The following is a 15,885-nucleotide window of genomic DNA, read 5'->3' as shown; positions in this document are numbered from 1 at the left end:
AACCAGTATAACTAAGATGCAAAAAATAAAAGTAGCGAATCCCATTGTGGAGATGGATGGCGATGAAATGACCCGTATCATCTGGCAATATATTAAGGATAAACTAATTCTCCCTTATGTAGAAATCGACCTGAAATATTATGACCTGAGCATTCAGAACCGTGATGCAACAGACGATCAGGTAACAATAGACAGTGCTGAGGCCACTAAAAAATACAAAGTAGCTGTAAAATGTGCCACCATTACTCCGGATGAGGCCCGTGTAGAAGAATTTGATCTGAAAAAAATGTGGAAATCTCCCAATGGTACTATCCGTAATATAATAGGGGGTACAGTTTTTCGCGAACCGATTATTATCAGCAATATCCCACGTTTAGTGAATACATGGACACAGCCGATTATTATAGGGCGTCACGCAAATGCCGATCAGTATAAAGCCACCGATTTTGTAACAAAAGGGAAAGGTACATTAACTCTTACCTTTACACCCGAAGAGGGTGAACCTCAGTCATACACTGTCTATAATTACAGTGGTGATGGAGTGGCTATGGGTATGTACAATACGGATGAGTCTATATATGGGTTTGCCCATTCTTGTTTCAGATTGGCGTTACAGAAGAAATATCCGTTGTACCTATCCACAAAAAATACAATATTGAAGGCTTATGACGGCCGTTTCAAAGATATATTTCAGGAAGTCTATGATAACGAGTATAAGGCAGAATATGAAAAAGCCGGTATTACATACGAACATCGTTTGATTGACGATATGGTGGCTTCTGCCCTGAAATGGAACGGAGGTTTTGTCTGGGCTTGTAAGAATTATGATGGTGATGTACAGTCCGATACAGTGGCGCAGGGATTCGGCTCTCTTGGCCTGATGACTTCAGTGCTGCTTACCCCTGACGGGCAGATAATGGAAGCGGAAGCTGCTCATGGAACGGTAACACGCCACTATCGTCAGCATCAGCAAGGTAAAGAGACATCGACGAATCCAATAGCTTCTATCTTTGCATGGACAAGAGGTTTGGCACATCGAGGAAAACTGGATGGAAATCAACCATTGATCGATTTTGCTAATAAGCTCGAAGAAACCTGTGTAGAAGTAGTAGAACAGGGCAAAATGACTAAAGACCTGGCCTTGCTTGTATATGGAGATAAAATGGAGCGTTCAAATTATCTGAATACAGAAGATTTTCTGGATACAATCAGTCACAGTTTACAGGCTAAATTAGCATAATATCAGATCAAATATAAATGAAGAACACTTGCAGCATGATTGCAAGTGTTCTTTTTATTTTCTTATTCCGCAAATTTAAGTCCCTGTAACTTATTCCAGCTTCCTCGTGTAAAATCAGGTATTTCTACCGGAGCCGAATTGTTATCAAGAGATATTTCGGTCAAAGGTATCAGACTGCACCACTCGGCAAGGTCATACACATCCATGTCCAGAGGCAATCCCTTTTGCAGGCAATATATCAGGCGGTAATCCATTACGAAGTCCATTCCTCCATGTCCGCCTACTTCTTTGGCTTTGACTTCTATATCTTTAACTATAGGATGTTTGTATTTTTCCATCAGAGCTTTCCGTACATCATCCGGTACAAAACTGTGCGCATTCAGGTTTTCATGGTTGGCAGCCACAGTCGGGTCTATTGCTCCTCCATCGAGAGCATAACCTTGTGCCGGGTATTTATTGGCAAAACCCTTTGTCCCTGTAAGCTGGTACATACGGCTGTAAGGACGTGGCGAATTCACATTGTGCTCGATAAGGATAGATTTACCTTTTTCGGTAGAGATAAGGGTCGAAGTATGCTCCCCATTGCGGAAATCTTTTACATCTTCGCCGGTTTTCTTTTTTATATAATTGATACTCGATATTTGTTTGGCATCTACAGATACAAGATAATTCATCTTGTCGCCACGATGTATATTCATCGCCTGACATACCGGTCCCAGCCCGTGTGTAGGGTATAGGTCTCCTCTGTGTTTTTTATTATAGTCCATACGCCAGTTGTTCCAGTATTGATCCCAAAAAGGTTGTAGGCCATGTATATACGCACCTTCACCATGTACGATTTCGCCAAGCAGCCCTTGTTGAACCATGTTGAGGGTGGTCAGTTCGAAGAAGTCATATACGCAATTCTCAAGTTGCATACAATGTTTCCGGGTCTGTTCCGAGGTATTTATTAATGCCCATATTTCATCCATTGCCATAGCTGCAGGTACTTCTATGGCCACATGTTTTCCATCTTTCATACCTTGCACACCTATGGTCGCGTGCGATTTCCAATCAGTAGCGATATATATTAGATCTACATTCGGCAAAGCTGTAACCTTACGCCAGACCGAGGTGTCGCCGTAGAATTCCTGTGCCTTTGGTAATCCCTTTTCCATGAGCATCTTATTCACCTTTTCCGTGTTTTTTTGCTCCACATCGCAGAGAGCGATAACTTCCACACCCTTTATGTGTGTCATACGGTCTACAGCTCCCGGACCACGCATTCCCAGACCGATGAAAGCTACACGGACAGTCGGTAATGGATCGGTTTTCAATTCTAAAACATCGCTTTGTCCGGCAGGACGGGTAGGAACTTCTGTTTTTATGAAAGATGACCGTTCAGTCACTTTTTGTTGTCCGCAACTGATAAATAGGAGACAAAGTAAAAATAATGAAAGATTTTTTTTCATGGGATAGAATATTTATAGGTCAATATAGTGTCTTAAAGTATCTGTGTCTTATGGATAGATAGTTGTCACAAAAAAAGTATTTGGTATCTTAATATTATAAATGTCTTTCTGTCGGTTGTACTGCAAGATAAGGAAAATCCTTTAGTAGTGCATCTTCATTATCTTTAAAGAATGCCATAGTCAATTCATAGCCGGCCTGATATATCTCTTCCACGTGGTCGAGGTCGAACATTGAATAGCGGGAGAGCGCCACCGACTCTATCAGATAATCGCATAGATTACGATCGAGCAGCGTATTCGAACCGGACATGTAGTGGAACGAGCGCTCTGCAATGTACTTTATCGAGCTGCGGAATTCGGACTTAGTAATCGGACTTACATTTACCCCTATTATCTTTGTGCATTCGCGGCGTATGGTCGAAACCGGGAAGTTCTTGAATAGCCCTCCGTCTACATAATAATGTTTGTTGATCTCCACGGGCCTGAATATAATAGGGACGGAGCATGAGGCTATTACTGCCGGTATTAACGGACCAGAGGTAAACACCATACTTTCTCCATGCTCTATGTCCGTAGCCACCACATGCAGGGGTATTTTCAGATCTTCGAAGTTTTTTGATTTTAAATGCTTTTTCAGAAAAGACTGGAAACCTTCACTTTTAAAGAATCCTCCGTGAGGTATTGCAAATTCGGCAAACTCACGAAAAACCTTTTTCTTAAAAAATGATATTATCTCTTCGGGCGTGTGTCCGTCAGCATATAGTACTCCGGCAAAAGCTCCTGCGCTGGTACCCGATATGATTTCAGGATAAAGCCCTCTTTCATTGAGTGCCTGTAGTACACCAAGATGGGCAAAACCTTTTGCTCCTCCTCCACTCAGAGCTATTCCTAGCTTATATATATTCTTTTCGGAGCTCATTTATTGTGTGACACTGGGTTTAGTTCAGAGCAAATTTAGTTATAATCCTTTTACTTATGAAACTGTTGGAGTAATAAATTGAAAGGTGAAGGTGATCTTAATAATAAGACCATTGAATCGGACATCAGATTCTTGTATAATGAAAAAAGCCCCCGCTTCGATTTATCAAAGCGGGGGCTTATGTATTTTAGGTAATAATTATTTTACTTCAAACTCTTGTTTCATATCTATTTCTTCTTTGTTTTCATCATAAAAATGATATTCGAGAAGAGCCAGATTCTGGTTTGGTAATATATTTATTCCCATACTGTATCTCCATTTCCACTGCCATTTGAGGGAAACAAGACCTTGATTGATAAACGCTGCAACGTATGGATGTACGTGCAAGGTAAATTTCTTCACTTTCAGATCTTTCACAAGATAACTGATTTTCATACGCAAGGTGTCTGTGAATAATATGGATGGCCTTATCTCTCCTTTTCCGAAACAGTTGGGACAAATCTCGGTTGTGGTGATTTCCATTTCGGGACGAACGCGCTGCCTTGTGATTTGCATCAATCCAAATTTGCTTAAAGGCAAAATGTTGTGCTTGGCGCGGTCGTTGGCCATTAATTCCTGCATTCTTGTTATCAGTTGACTGCGGTGCTCGCCTTCAGTCATATCTATAAAGTCGATTACGATTATGCCCCCCATGTCTCGTAATCTTAGCTGTCTGGTTATTTCTTCTGCTGCCGCGGAATTCACTTCCCAGGCGTTATTTTCTTGTCCGGCTTCCGGATTCTTTGACCTGTTGCCGCTGTTTACGTCTATTACGTGTAATGCTTCCGTGTGTTCTATAATCAGATATGCTCCATTGCGGAATGTCACTGTTTTACCAAAAAGTGCTTTTATTTGTTTTGTAACGCCGAAGTTGTCGAATATGGTGAGATCACCATCATATTGTTTTACAATATTTTTCTTTTCGGGAGCAATGAATGAAATATAGTCTTTTATCTGATTACATGTATCGGGATCGTTTACATGAATCTCTTGAAAGCTAGGGTTGAATACATCGCGCAAAAGTGCAACAATACGTCCTGTTTCTTCAAAGACGAGTGTCGGTAATTTGCTTTTTTGTATTTTGGGTAGATTGTCGTCCCATCGCTTTACGAGTGTTTTCAGCTCAGTATCCAGGTCGGCTACTTTTTTGCCTTCAGCTACAGTTCTGACTATTACGCCGAAGTTTTTAGGCTTTATGCTCTGTATCAGTTGGCGTAGTCGGGCTCGTTCTTCCTTCGACTTTATTTTTTGCGATACGGAGACTTTATCATTGAAAGGTATAACAACGAGGAAACGTCCGGCCAGGGACAATTCCGATGTAAGGCGGGGGCCTTTTGTCGATATAGGTTCTTTGGCTATTTGTACCAGGATTTCCTGTCCGGGTTTCAGTATGTCGCTGATAGAGCCATCCTTGTCGATATCATTCTCCAGTTTCATTTTGGAGATGTTCGGGAATTTTTTCTTATCAGCCAGTGCCTGTTTGTAGAACTTATCAACAGATTTGAATTGAGCACCAAGATCTAAATAGTGAAGAAAAGCGTCCTTTTTGTATCCAATGTCTACAAAAGCAGCGTTTAGTCCGGGCATAAGTTTTTTCACTTTGCCGGCATAGATGTTTCCTACCGCGTATGAAGCGTCTCTTCCTTCTTTCTGCAGTTCGACAAGTTTTTTGTCTTCAAGTACTGCTATCGAGACTTCATTGGGCTGAACATCGACTACTAGTTCGCTATTCATAACTATAATTTAGAAGTTGAAAATTAGATTTAAATATATTCAGTATTTAAACCTGAAAATAGGGTTGCTTCTTTATGTCCGAGAAGCGGGTTTCATATAATACACAAAGAACAAACTTAAAATTCAACAATTTGTAAGTTTGTTCCTGTATATTTCTGTTAAAGAAAGAAATAAGGCTTATTTTTTCTTTTTGTGCCTATTCTTTCTCAGTCTTTTTTTGCGCTTATGCGTAGACATTTTATGTCTTTTTCTTTTCTTTCCGCTTGGCATGTTATTTATATATTTAGTAATTAATAATTATGTGCGTCTCAATTACTTTCTTACTTGGATTACGAAAGTTTTAGCCGGTTTGAATGCCGGAATTGAATGTGCTGGTATGATGATAGTCGTGTTCTTAGAGATGTTACGAGCTGTTTTTTGAGCTCTTGTCTTCACGATGAAACTACCGAAACCTCTTAAATAAACATTTTCATTCTTGCTCAGGGAGTCTTTAACTACGTCCATGAATGATTCAACTGTTTTCAATACAGTCGCTTTGTCTATGCCTGTATTTTTCGCAATCTCGTTAACGATGTCAGCTTTTGTCATTTTCTTATTTTTTTAGATTCAAAACAATTAATTTTTTGGACTGCAAATATATAGCTTTTTATTTACCTTTGAAACAAATAATAACCATTTTTTCTAAATAATGCAGAAATTAACTTTCGGCGACAGATGATTTTTGCTTATGGTAAATAATTGTAAATGAGTAAAGAAAAAGATTTAAGATTGAGCTCTATATTAATAAGGTGGTATGATCGGAATAAGCGGGACCTGCCCTGGCGTGAGACTACAGACCCTTATATTATTTGGATTTCAGAAATTATATTACAGCAAACGCGTGTAGATCAGGGGTATGCGTATTTTGACCGGTTTGTAAAAAGATTTCCTTCTGTAGATTTGCTGGCAAAGGCCGAAGAGGATGAGGTTCTGAAGCTTTGGCAGGGTTTGGGATACTATAGCCGTGCGCGTAACCTCCATGCTGCTGCAAAAATGGTTTTAGATAAATATCAGGGAGTTTTTCCACAGGGCTATACTGATGTTTTGAGCCTGAAAGGAGTGGGAGAATATACGGCTGCTGCAATCCTATCTTTCGCCTATAATCAGCCGTATGCTGTTGTCGACGGTAATGTATTCAGAGTGCTGTCGCGTATATTTGCAGTGGAAGAGCCTATAGATAGTACAAAAGGTAAGAAATTGTTCTCTCAGCTTGCTCAGGAACTTCTTGATGATAAAAGGGCAGGTTTGCACAATCAGGCAATCATGGAATTTGGGGCATTGCAATGTGTGCCTGTATCTCCCGATTGTATCAATTGTCCGGCTTCGGTAATGTGTCTTGCCTATGCTCAGGATAAGGCGAATGCATATCCGGTTAAAGCCGGGAAGCAAAAGGTGCGTGCCCGGTTTTTCAATTATTTTGATGTCAGGTCCGACGATGGATATATGCTTCTGCATAAACGTACGGCCAAAGATATCTGGCAAGGCTTGTATGAATTACCGTTGATAGAAACCGCAGAGGTTATGTCTATAGAGGAGTTGCACAGGACAGATGGTTTCAGGCATATATTCGAAAATGGAGATGAGCTCCATATTAAATATATAACGCAAATGAAGCACATTCTTTCTCATCAGACTATATATGCAGCATTTTATCAGGTGTCGGTTCGAAAGGTGTCGGCTGTGGATGAATATATAGAGGTGAGAGCTAGCGATGTAGATGAATATCCTGTGTCTCGTCTGGTTCATAAATATTTAGAAAAAATGTAACTATTCGGGTCTGGTATTTGCATAAGCCGCAAAACACTATAACTTTGTACGAAACATAAACAAATATCGAAACATGGATAAGATATCTTTAATTGTTCCTTGCTATAATGAAGAACAAGCTCTCCCCTTCCTATATAAAGAATTAGTGAAACTGACAGACGAAATGCCGGAACAGGAATTTGAATTTATTTTCATCAATGATGGTTCTAGGGATAAGACATTGGAGTTGGTAAAAGAATTGAAAGAATCAGACGATAGGGTGCATTTTGTGTCTTTCTCCCGGAATTTCGGAAAGGAAGCAGGTATATATGCGGGGCTAAAAGCGGCAACAGGTAATTATATATCATTGATCGATGCTGACTTGCAGGACCCTCCATCTCTTTTGAAGGAGATGTATGAGAGTCTTAAAACGGAAGAGTTTGATTGTGTGGCCACAAGGCGTGTCGACAGAAAGGGTGAGCCTGTTATGCGCTCATTTTTTGCTAAACAGTTTTATAAACTGATAAACAAAATCTCAGATACGGAAGTTGTCGACGGTGCGCGTGATTTCCGCTTGATGACCCGGCAGATGGTAGATGCCATTCTTGAAATGAGTGAGTACAACCGTTTCTCAAAAGGTATATTTGGCTGGGTTGGATTCAAAACCAAATGGATCGCTTTTGAAAACGTAGAACGTGTTGCGGGCGAAACCAAATGGTCGTTTATCGGGTTGTTTCTATATTCGCTGGAAGGGATAATCGCTTTCTCTACCCGGCCTTTGCTTATTGCCTCCCTGTTTGGTATCTTGTTTTGTCTTATCGCATTTGTGATGATTTGTGTTATCATTTTCAAAACGTTGGTCTTTGGAGACGATGTTCAGGGCTATCCTTCCACTATGTGTGTGATCTTCTTTATCGGAGGCATTCAATTATTCTGTCTTGGTATTTTGGGGCAATATCTTTCCAAAACTTATCTGGAAGCCAAAAAACGTCCTATTTACATCGTAAAGGAAAAAGCATAAAAGGTTATTTTGCAATCTTTAGTTGTCAAATTTGAATAATTTGGCATATAAATTTTTGTGTTTAAAAAATAAAACTGTAATTTTGCGCCGATTGTCCGCAGACTCTCATTTGGTGCGCTTTCTACGCTTTTAGCAAAGTGTCACGAATACCATCGAAAGTGATTGACAATTGATAGAAAAGTTTTAATCTTAAAATGAAAATATGAGTTCTTCTGCTCTTTTTTTAGTAGTTCTTTTGACGGGAATTATGCTTGTGTGTGCCGGGCTTGGCATGGCATTGTTGTTATCACCAAAATCATTTAATGCACAAAAAGGAGAGCCTTATGAATGTGGGGTTCCTACTCACGGTACTTCATGGATGCAGTTTAAGGTAGGATATTACCTTTATGCTATCCTGTATCTGATGTTCGATGTTGAGGCGATCTTCTTATTTCCGTGGGCGACTGTCGTTCGGAATTTAGGGATGCCCGGATTATATAGCATATTGTTTTTCGTATTAATCTTAGGTCTTGGACTGGCCTATGCATGGAGGAAAGGAGCATTGCAATGGAAATAAAGAAGATATATATAAAAGGTATTCCTAACGATGAGTTTAAGGATAATGAGTACCTTGAAGATTATATAAAGGAACTGAATGAAAACGGAGTTCCCGTTGTTGTAGGAAAGTTGGATGATCTTATTAACTGGGGACGCTCCAATTCTGTCTGGCCTCTGGCATTCGCTACCAGTTGTTGCGGTATCGAGTTTATGGCTTCAGCTGCTGCTCGTTACGATCTTGCCCGTTTTGGGATGGAGGTTACGCGTAACAGTCCCCGTCAGGCCGATACAATGGTGGTAGCAGGTACGATCGTACATAAAATGGCTCCGCTGCTGAAACGTGTGTACGACCAGATGGCAGAGCCGAAATATGTTGTGGCTATGGGCAGTTGTGCTATTTCCGGCGGTCCGTTTGTAGATTCATACCATGTAGTGAAAGGAATAGATGAAATAATGCCGGTAGATGTATATGTGCCGGGATGTCCTCCTCGTCCGGAAGCACTATTCTATGGCTTGATGCAGCTGCAACGTAAAATCAAGGTAGAACGCTTTTTGTTCAAAGTGGATAAAAAGAATAAGTAACCTCTTTCTGGTTACACCAGGGGATGGTTATTCCCCATATAAAACGAACATGTAATTCGCAACTATAATATATCGATGGAAAACATCAGGAAAGTAATATTGGAAGCCGTACCCGAAGCGGTGATCGAAGAAGCCGGAAGGCTTACGGTTACTGTGGAACCGGACAAATTACGCCATTTGGCAAAAGCTCTTCGTTGTCATGCAGAGTATCCTTTCGACTATCTGGCTATGCTGACCGGAATGGACTGGGGTGAAAAACTTGGAGTAAACTACCTCTTGGCATCATCAAAAGATTTATCCAAAGAGGTTGTCATGAAAACAGGTACAGCCGATAGAGAAAATCCTTTGCTTTATACTGTTACAGATATATGGGAAACTGCCCATTATAACGAACGTGAGGTATATGCAATGTTCGGTATCCGTTTTATCAATAATCCGGATATGCGCCGTTTCTTTCTCAATTCCGATTGGAATGGTTTTCCCTTGAAAAAAGATTATGATGCAAATCCTGTATTGAATCCCGTTTCGGTAGAGAGTAAAGATATCGTTGATATCGCTCCCCGGATTATGGAAACTCCTAACGGATTGAAGGAGGAAACTGTAAGGGTATTCGAAGAAACCGATTATATAATAAATATAGGGCCACAACATCCTTCTACTCACGGGGTAATGCACTTCCGTGTTGCGTTGGAAGGTGAGATGGTGAAGAAGATAGATGTTCATAGCGGATACATTCACCGCGGAATAGAAAAGATGTGTGAGAACATGACTTATCCGCAAATACTACACCTGACCGACCGCTTGGATTATCTTTCCGCAAACATCAACCGTCACGGATTATGTATGTGTGTGGAGAAAGCCGCAGGGATAGAAGTTCCGGAAAGAGCGCAATATATCCGTACCATTATGGATGAGTTGAATCGTATCGATTCCCATCTTGTAGCCTGGGCGACCATGTGTATGGACTTAGGTTCTACTACAGCCTTTATATATGGTATGCGTGAACGCGAGGAAATCCTTAAAATATTTGAACAAACATCAGGTGGACGTTTGATTATCAACTACAACGTCATCGGTGGTGTCATGTTCGATATATATCCTGATTTTCAGAAAGATGTAAAAGCATTTATTCCACTCATGCGCAAGCGCCTGAAAGAATATGACAGGTTATTTACCGGTAATGTTATCGCTTTGGGACGTATGAAGGGAATTGGCCTTCTGTCTAAAGAAGATGCTATCTCTTATGCGGTTACAGGGCCTGCAGGACGCGGTTCTGCATTTGCTTCTGATGTTCGTAAGCATGTACCTTATGCTCTTTACGACAAAGTAGAATTTACAGAAATTATACGCGAAGAGGGAGACGCTTTTGCCAGATACCTAAACCGTCTGGATGAAATAGAAGAGTCTCTGAAAATTATAGAACAATTGGTAGACAATATACCTGATGGCGAATTCTTAGCTAAAACAAAAGCTATCATCAAATTGCCTGAAGGAGAATTCTATCAGAGAGTGGAAGCCGGCCGTGGAGAATTCGGTGTATTCATCGAAAGCCGTGGCGACAAAGTTCCATACCGTCTGAAATTCCGTTCTCCGTCGATGGCTGCCGTATCGGTGATGCCTTTGATTTGTGAAGATGAGAAAATTTCAGACTTTATCGGTATCGGTGGTTCTATGGACTATGTAATTCCTGACATCGACCGTTAAATACAGATTAAGGTCTCAGTCCTATTTGTTGCTTTTGTATTTGCAACAGCAATAATAGGTTGCGGTTAAATAATGTTGCATTAAATGCTTTTTTTGCTTATTCATTTTATCAATATAAAAACATATGCTGTTAAAATTTTCGTTAGAGCCCTCTCAATTGACCACATGGCTTGATACATGGCTACACGCCAATTTGCCTACATGGGCAGCTCTGACAATAGAATTTGTACTGATAGGTATTGTCCTACTGACTCTTTATGCAGTACTGGCCTTGATATTAATATATGTAGAACGTAAAATTACGGCATTTTTCCAGGCTCGTTTAGGTCCGAACCGTGTAGGTAAGTACGGGCTCGTTCAGAGTGTGGCCGACATGGTTAAGATATTGCTAAAGGAAATTATTCATGTTAAGCAATCCGACAGGTTCCTGTTTTTTACAGCACCTTTCTTTATGATTGTGGCTTCCATGCTTACATTCGGTGCGTTACCATTCGGGCAGGGGCTTCAAGTCGTGGATTTCAATATCGGCGTATTCTATGTAATTGCCGTTTCATCGTTGGGTATCATCGGGGTATTACTTGCAGGATGGTCTAGTAACAACAAATATTCGATGATCGGTGCCATGCGAAGCGGTGCGCAATTTATTAGCTACGAGTTGTCAGCAGGATTTGCTTTGATGACAGTAGTTGTACTTTCGGGCACAATGAGTTTCTCTCAGATAATACAGGGACAGACATATCTTCACCAATGGAATATAATAGCAGGACACGTGCCCGCATTTATTGCATTTATTATCTATCTGATTTCAGGACATGCTGAGACTAATCGTGGGCCTTTCGACTTGCCGGAGGCTGAATCGGAGTTAACAGCAGGTTATCATACGGAGTATTCAGGATTGCAATTCGGGTTTTTCTATCTGGCAGAGTATCTGAATATGTTTATCGTTGCAGGTATCGCCGCTACAGTATTCTTAGGAGGATGGATGCCTATACAAATTGAAGGTTGGGATGGATTTAACCAGATAATGAACTATATTCCTTCATTCATGTGGTTCTTTATGAAAGCAGGATTCCTCGTTTTCCTTAGCTTGTGGGTAAGATGGACGTTTCCGCGTTTGCGTATCGACCAGCTATTGAACCTGGAATGGAAATATTTATTACCTATCAATATGGTAAACATATTATTGATGGTAGCTATGGTTTTGTTGGGTTGGACTCTTAAATGAGTAAAAGATAGTATTTAATACTGTTACAGATATAAAAAATAATAAAAAGGTCTCAGACCTTAATTTATAGAAAATACGACAATGAGTTCAGTATCAGAATATTTTTCAGGTTTATTTGGAGGTATCAAGTCATTGCTCACAGGTATGAGGGTGACATGGGGTGAGCTGTGGACAAAAAAGATCACGGAGCAATACCCTGAAAACCGTGCGACCCTTGTAATTCCTGACCGTTTCCGTGGCGAGCTGATCATGCCGCACGATGAAAATAACGAGCATGCCTGTACTGCTTGCGGTATCTGTCAGATGAATTGCCCGAACGGGACAATACAGGTTATATCGAAGAGTATAGAGACAGAAGACGGGAAAAAGAAAAAAATAATAGACCGTTATATCTACGATTTAGGAATGTGTACATTCTGTAATCTGTGTGTGATAACTTGTCCGTCGGATGCAATTGTTTTTGCGAATACGTTTGAAAATTCGCTTTTCACTCGTAGCAAGCTTATCCAGCAGTTAAACCATGAGGGATCTAAACTTCGTGAAAAGAAAAAAGAAAAACCGGCTCCTGCTGTAGTTTCAGCTCCTGTGGCTAAAGCCGAAGAAGCTGTGCATGGAAAGAGTGCTGCACCGGAAAATGTTCCTCAGACTCCGCTCGAACCTATACCTGCACAGGATATAAAAACGGCAGATGGAAGCCATCCCGAACTGGATGTGAAAAAGGATGTGACAACCAAGACAGTACCTGCATCGAAAACAGATGGAGATATTGAGCCAAAAGAAGATAAAGAATAAATAATATACGATAATCAACAGATTATGGCAGAACAGATTATATTTTACATTATAGCGACAATCATTGTGTTTTCCACCATCATGGCGGTTACAACACAGAAGATTATCCGCTCGGCGACATTCCTGTTATTTGTCCTTTTAGGTACAGCAGGTTTGTATTTACTACTCGATTATCATTTCCTGATGGCAGTACAGATAGCTGTCTATGCAGGAGGGGTGATGGTATTGTTCATCTTTGCTATCCTGCTCACCCATGAGCCGGGTGTGGATGTAAAATTCGAAAAACCGGGCAGGATGTTTGTTGCTGCTATTACAGCTCTGGCCGGACTTGGTATTTGTGGTCACATTATCTTCTACAATGTGAATAAATTCTATACTTATGTTACGCAGAGTGAATTGCAGATGCAGGATATAGGTATGGCGATGATGGGTACGGATAAATACCAATACTTGTTGCCGTTCGAGGCTATAAGCGTGTTGTTGTTAGCTTGTATTATTGGTGGTATAATGATTGCCAGAAAAAGATAAATAGACATTATGGGTGATTTTATAACAAGTTTTCTATCAGGACCGGTGCCTATCGAGGCATATCTGGCAGTAAGTACGATTATGTTCTTTGCCGGAGTATATGGTTTCCTTTCGCGTAAAAACATGTTGATGGTTTTGATTTCTGTGGAGTTGATGCTCAATGCTGCCGACCTGAATTTTGTGGTGTTCAATCGTTATCTATATCCGGGACAGCTCGAAGGATTTTTCTTTACGCTGTTTGCTATAGGAATAGCTGCAGCAGAAACAGCAATAGCCATCGCCATTATTATCAATATATACCGCCATGTGAAGAGTATATATATAGATGAGAATATTACTAAAATGAAAAACTAAGCAAGGAAAAGATATAAAATATGGACGCATTTAATTATTCTATACTGATACTTGTACTTCCTGTCGTAATGTTCCTCATTCTGGGGCTGGGCGGAAAATATATGAAGCCTGTAATTGCCGGAACACTGGGGAGCCTTTCCCTTGCTGTAATGGCGGTGTTGGCTTATACTACAGCTTATCAGTATTTCTTCGAAGTTGGAAAAGGTGCTGATGGCGTTTATCAGGCTATAAATGTATTCCACTTCCAGTGGTTAAGATTTACGGATACATTACATATCGATTTAGGTATGTATCTCGATCCTATCTCGGTGATGATGCTGGTTGTGATTACTACCGTATCTCTGATGGTACATGTTTATAGCTTGGGCTATATGAAGGGTGAAAAAGGTTTTCAACGCTATTATGCTTTTCTATCCCTGTTTAGTTTCGCCATGCTCGGGCTTGTTGTGGCCACCAATATATTCCAGATGTATATCTTCTGGGAACTTGTGGGTGTATCTTCATTCCTGCTCATCAGTTTCTATTATGTAAAACCGTCGGCAGTAGCAGCTTCAAAGAAAGCATTTATTGTTACCCGTTTTGCTGACTTTTTCTTCCTTGTAGGTATTCTGTTACTATCATATTTTACAGGTACATTTGATTTTGCCACATTGACAGCATCGAATGCAGATATCTGTGTATCGTCTACAGCCGGGATATCATTCCTCGGAATGTCTGTTCTATCGTGGGCAATGCTTCTGATATTTATGGGAGGTGCCGGAAAATCGGCGATGATGCCGTTCCATATTTGGTTGCCCGATGCGATGGAAGGCCCGACCCCTGCGTCAGCCCTTATCCATGCCGCAACGATGGTGGTAGCCGGAGTATTCCTTGTAGCGCGTTTGTTCCCGATATATTATTTTGGAGCTGAACAAATTTTAACCGTTATAGCATGGGTAGGAGCGATCACAGCATTGTTTGCTGCGGTAGTGGCATGTACCCAAACTGATATTAAACGTGTATTGGCATTCTCTACTATATCTCAGATTGCATTCATGCTTACCTCTTTAGGCGTTTCCAAATTTGGAGAACACGAAGGACTGGGTTATATGGCTGGTATGTTCCACTTGTTTACGCATGCATTCTTCAAGGCTCTGTTGTTCCTTGGAGCAGGAGCTATTATCCATGCGGTACACAGTAATGAGATGGGAGATATGGGCGGTCTGAAAAAATATATGCCGATTACGTGTATAACATTTGCAATCGCATTGTTTGCAATTGCCGGCGTACCATTCTTCTCCGGATTCTATAGTAAGGATGAAATTCTGGCTTCGGCTTTCGAACACAATAAAGCAATATATTTTATATTGAGTTTTGCTGCGGGACTGACTGCATTCTACATGACACGTCTTTTCCTACGCATATTCTTCTACGAAAGTGATAAGCACTATCATCACAAGCCTCACGAAGCAGGCCCTATGATGTTTATACCTCTCATTATATTAGCCATATTTGCATTTGGTGCAGGGTATATTCCATTCGGACACTTTGTAACATCTGACGGTGCACCATATGATATTCATATCAATTGGCAGGTAGCAATAACAAGTATCATTATCTCATTTATAGGGATGGGGGTTGCAGTGCGGATGTATTATAAGAAAAACGATATACCTGATAGAATTACAGCAAGCATCAGCACATTCTACAAATGGGCGTACAATAAGTTCTATTTTGACGAACTGTGGCTATATGTAACTCGTAATATTATCTTCAAACGTATCTCTGCAACGATAGCATGGTTCGATAAGAAGTTTGTAGACGGTTTTATGGATTCACTGGCTTATGTAACACAGGCTGCGTCGAGCGCAATCAAAGACTTCCAGTCGGGATACATTCAGCAATATGCATTTGCGTACCTGCTGGGAGCGTTGATACTGGTAGTCGGTTTTGGCGGATGGTTAATTGCTTTTATTTGTAAATAAGATATAGTTA

The 15,885-nt window shown here is 40.6% G+C and carries 14 protein-coding genes and 1 pseudogene; 11 read left to right on the top strand and 4 right to left on the bottom strand.

The window, feature by feature from the left end:
* The first annotated feature begins 16 nt into the window (after nucleotides 1-16).
* A complete protein-coding gene (locus QZL88_RS08350; protein ID WP_296940034.1) occupies nucleotides 17-1,240 on the top strand; it encodes an isocitrate dehydrogenase (NADP(+)) in 1,224 nt (407 codons plus the stop codon).
* Nucleotides 1,241-1,302: 62 nt separating this feature from the next.
* On the opposite strand, the gene QZL88_RS08345 is transcribed toward QZL88_RS08350, so the two are convergent.
* The 4 genes from QZL88_RS08345 to QZL88_RS08330 form a co-directional block, all read right to left on the bottom strand.
* Complete coding sequence (locus QZL88_RS08345; protein ID WP_296940033.1) at nucleotides 1,303-2,691, bottom strand: Gfo/Idh/MocA family oxidoreductase; 1,389 nt, start codon at nucleotides 2,689-2,691, stop codon at nucleotides 1,303-1,305.
* A 94-nt stretch (nucleotides 2,692-2,785) separates the two neighbouring features.
* Entirely contained in the window at nucleotides 2,786-3,610 is an 825-nt protein-coding gene (locus QZL88_RS08340) for a patatin-like phospholipase family protein (RefSeq protein ID WP_296940032.1), read from the bottom strand.
* A 198-nt stretch (nucleotides 3,611-3,808) separates the two neighbouring features.
* Nucleotides 3,809-5,383 carry an Rne/Rng family ribonuclease gene (locus tag QZL88_RS08335; RefSeq protein WP_296940031.1) on the bottom strand — a complete coding sequence of 525 codons (1,575 nt, stop codon included), beginning with the start codon at nucleotides 5,381-5,383 and terminating at the stop codon, nucleotides 3,809-3,811.
* A gap of 312 nt (nucleotides 5,384-5,695) precedes the next feature.
* Entirely contained in the window at nucleotides 5,696-5,971 is a 276-nt protein-coding gene (locus QZL88_RS08330; RefSeq protein ID WP_006801658.1) for an HU family DNA-binding protein, read from the bottom strand.
* 156 nt (nucleotides 5,972-6,127) lie between these two features.
* On the opposite strand from QZL88_RS08330, the gene mutY reads away from it, so the two are divergent.
* The 10 genes and pseudogenes from mutY to nuoL all read left to right on the top strand — a co-directional run bounded on the left by mutY (nucleotide 6,128) and on the right by nuoL (nucleotide 15,875).
* Nucleotides 6,128-7,189, top strand: coding sequence for an A/G-specific adenine glycosylase (gene mutY / locus QZL88_RS08325; RefSeq protein ID WP_296940029.1), 1,062 nt, complete (start codon nucleotides 6,128-6,130; stop codon nucleotides 7,187-7,189).
* Between the two features lie 73 nt (nucleotides 7,190-7,262).
* Nucleotides 7,263-8,189 (top strand): glycosyltransferase family 2 protein, encoded by a 927-nt coding sequence (locus tag QZL88_RS08320; protein ID WP_296940027.1) that lies wholly within the window; start codon nucleotides 7,263-7,265, stop codon nucleotides 8,187-8,189.
* Between the two features lie 202 nt (nucleotides 8,190-8,391).
* Entirely contained in the window at nucleotides 8,392-8,745 is a 354-nt protein-coding gene (locus QZL88_RS08315; protein ID WP_291110978.1) for an NADH-quinone oxidoreductase subunit A, read from the top strand.
* Nucleotides 8,736-9,308: an NADH-quinone oxidoreductase subunit B gene (locus QZL88_RS08310; RefSeq protein WP_044216933.1), complete on the top strand. Its 573-nt coding sequence runs from the start codon at nucleotides 8,736-8,738 to the stop codon at nucleotides 9,306-9,308. Before QZL88_RS08315 ends, QZL88_RS08310 begins: the two co-directional genes overlap by 10 nt.
* Before the next feature lie 75 nt (nucleotides 9,309-9,383).
* Nucleotides 9,384-11,012, top strand: coding sequence for an NADH-quinone oxidoreductase subunit D (locus QZL88_RS08305; RefSeq protein WP_296940025.1), 1,629 nt, complete (start codon nucleotides 9,384-9,386; stop codon nucleotides 11,010-11,012).
* A gap of 124 nt (nucleotides 11,013-11,136) precedes the next feature.
* Entirely contained in the window at nucleotides 11,137-12,237 is a 1,101-nt protein-coding gene (gene nuoH, locus QZL88_RS08300) for an NADH-quinone oxidoreductase subunit NuoH (protein WP_296940023.1), read from the top strand.
* 81 nt (nucleotides 12,238-12,318) lie between these two features.
* A pseudogene (locus tag QZL88_RS08295) lies at nucleotides 12,319-12,792 on the top strand (4Fe-4S binding protein); the annotation flags it as partial.
* 261 nt (nucleotides 12,793-13,053) lie between these two features.
* Nucleotides 13,054-13,557, top strand: coding sequence for an NADH-quinone oxidoreductase subunit J (locus QZL88_RS08290; protein ID WP_296940018.1), 504 nt, complete (start codon nucleotides 13,054-13,056; stop codon nucleotides 13,555-13,557).
* A 9-nt stretch (nucleotides 13,558-13,566) separates the two neighbouring features.
* On the top strand, nucleotides 13,567-13,911 hold the full coding sequence (gene nuoK / locus QZL88_RS08285) for an NADH-quinone oxidoreductase subunit NuoK (protein ID WP_296940017.1): 345 nt from the start codon (nucleotides 13,567-13,569) through the stop codon (nucleotides 13,909-13,911).
* A gap of 20 nt (nucleotides 13,912-13,931) precedes the next feature.
* Nucleotides 13,932-15,875 carry an NADH-quinone oxidoreductase subunit L gene (nuoL, locus tag QZL88_RS08280; RefSeq protein WP_296940015.1) on the top strand — a complete coding sequence of 648 codons (1,944 nt, stop codon included), beginning with the start codon at nucleotides 13,932-13,934 and terminating at the stop codon, nucleotides 15,873-15,875.
* Nucleotides 15,876-15,885 lie beyond the last annotated feature (10 nt).

The organism is uncultured Dysgonomonas sp. (assembly GCF_900079725.1).
Classification (GTDB): domain Bacteria; phylum Bacteroidota; class Bacteroidia; order Bacteroidales; family Dysgonomonadaceae; genus Dysgonomonas.
This window is presented reverse-complemented; position numbering and strand designations above follow the sequence as displayed.

Excerpts from the sequence above, each read along its gene's own strand:
- QZL88_RS08335 (WP_296940031.1), bottom strand. The coding sequence starts at position 5,383 with ATGAATAGCGAACTAGTAGTCGATGTTCAGCCCAATGAAGTCTCGATA.
- nuoH (WP_296940023.1), top strand. The coding sequence starts at position 11,137 with ATGCTGTTAAAATTTTCGTTAGAGCCCTCTCAATTGACCACATGGCTT.
- QZL88_RS08320 (WP_296940027.1), top strand. The coding sequence starts at position 7,263 with ATGGATAAGATATCTTTAATTGTTCCTTGCTATAATGAAGAACAAGCT.
- QZL88_RS08345 (WP_296940033.1), bottom strand. The coding sequence starts at position 2,691 with ATGAAAAAAAATCTTTCATTATTTTTACTTTGTCTCCTATTTATCAGT.
- QZL88_RS08310 (WP_044216933.1), top strand. The coding sequence starts at position 8,736 with ATGGAAATAAAGAAGATATATATAAAAGGTATTCCTAACGATGAGTTT.
- QZL88_RS08330 (WP_006801658.1), bottom strand. The coding sequence starts at position 5,971 with ATGACAAAAGCTGACATCGTTAACGAGATTGCGAAAAATACAGGCATA.
- QZL88_RS08305 (WP_296940025.1), top strand. The coding sequence starts at position 9,384 with ATGGAAAACATCAGGAAAGTAATATTGGAAGCCGTACCCGAAGCGGTG.
- mutY (WP_296940029.1), top strand. The coding sequence starts at position 6,128 with ATGAGTAAAGAAAAAGATTTAAGATTGAGCTCTATATTAATAAGGTGG.
- QZL88_RS08290 (WP_296940018.1), top strand. The coding sequence starts at position 13,054 with ATGGCAGAACAGATTATATTTTACATTATAGCGACAATCATTGTGTTT.
- QZL88_RS08350 (WP_296940034.1), top strand. The coding sequence starts at position 17 with ATGCAAAAAATAAAAGTAGCGAATCCCATTGTGGAGATGGATGGCGAT.
- QZL88_RS08340 (WP_296940032.1), bottom strand. The coding sequence starts at position 3,610 with ATGAGCTCCGAAAAGAATATATATAAGCTAGGAATAGCTCTGAGTGGA.
- nuoK (WP_296940017.1), top strand. The coding sequence starts at position 13,567 with ATGGGTGATTTTATAACAAGTTTTCTATCAGGACCGGTGCCTATCGAG.
- nuoL (WP_296940015.1), top strand. The coding sequence starts at position 13,932 with ATGGACGCATTTAATTATTCTATACTGATACTTGTACTTCCTGTCGTA.
- QZL88_RS08315 (WP_291110978.1), top strand. The coding sequence starts at position 8,392 with ATGAGTTCTTCTGCTCTTTTTTTAGTAGTTCTTTTGACGGGAATTATG.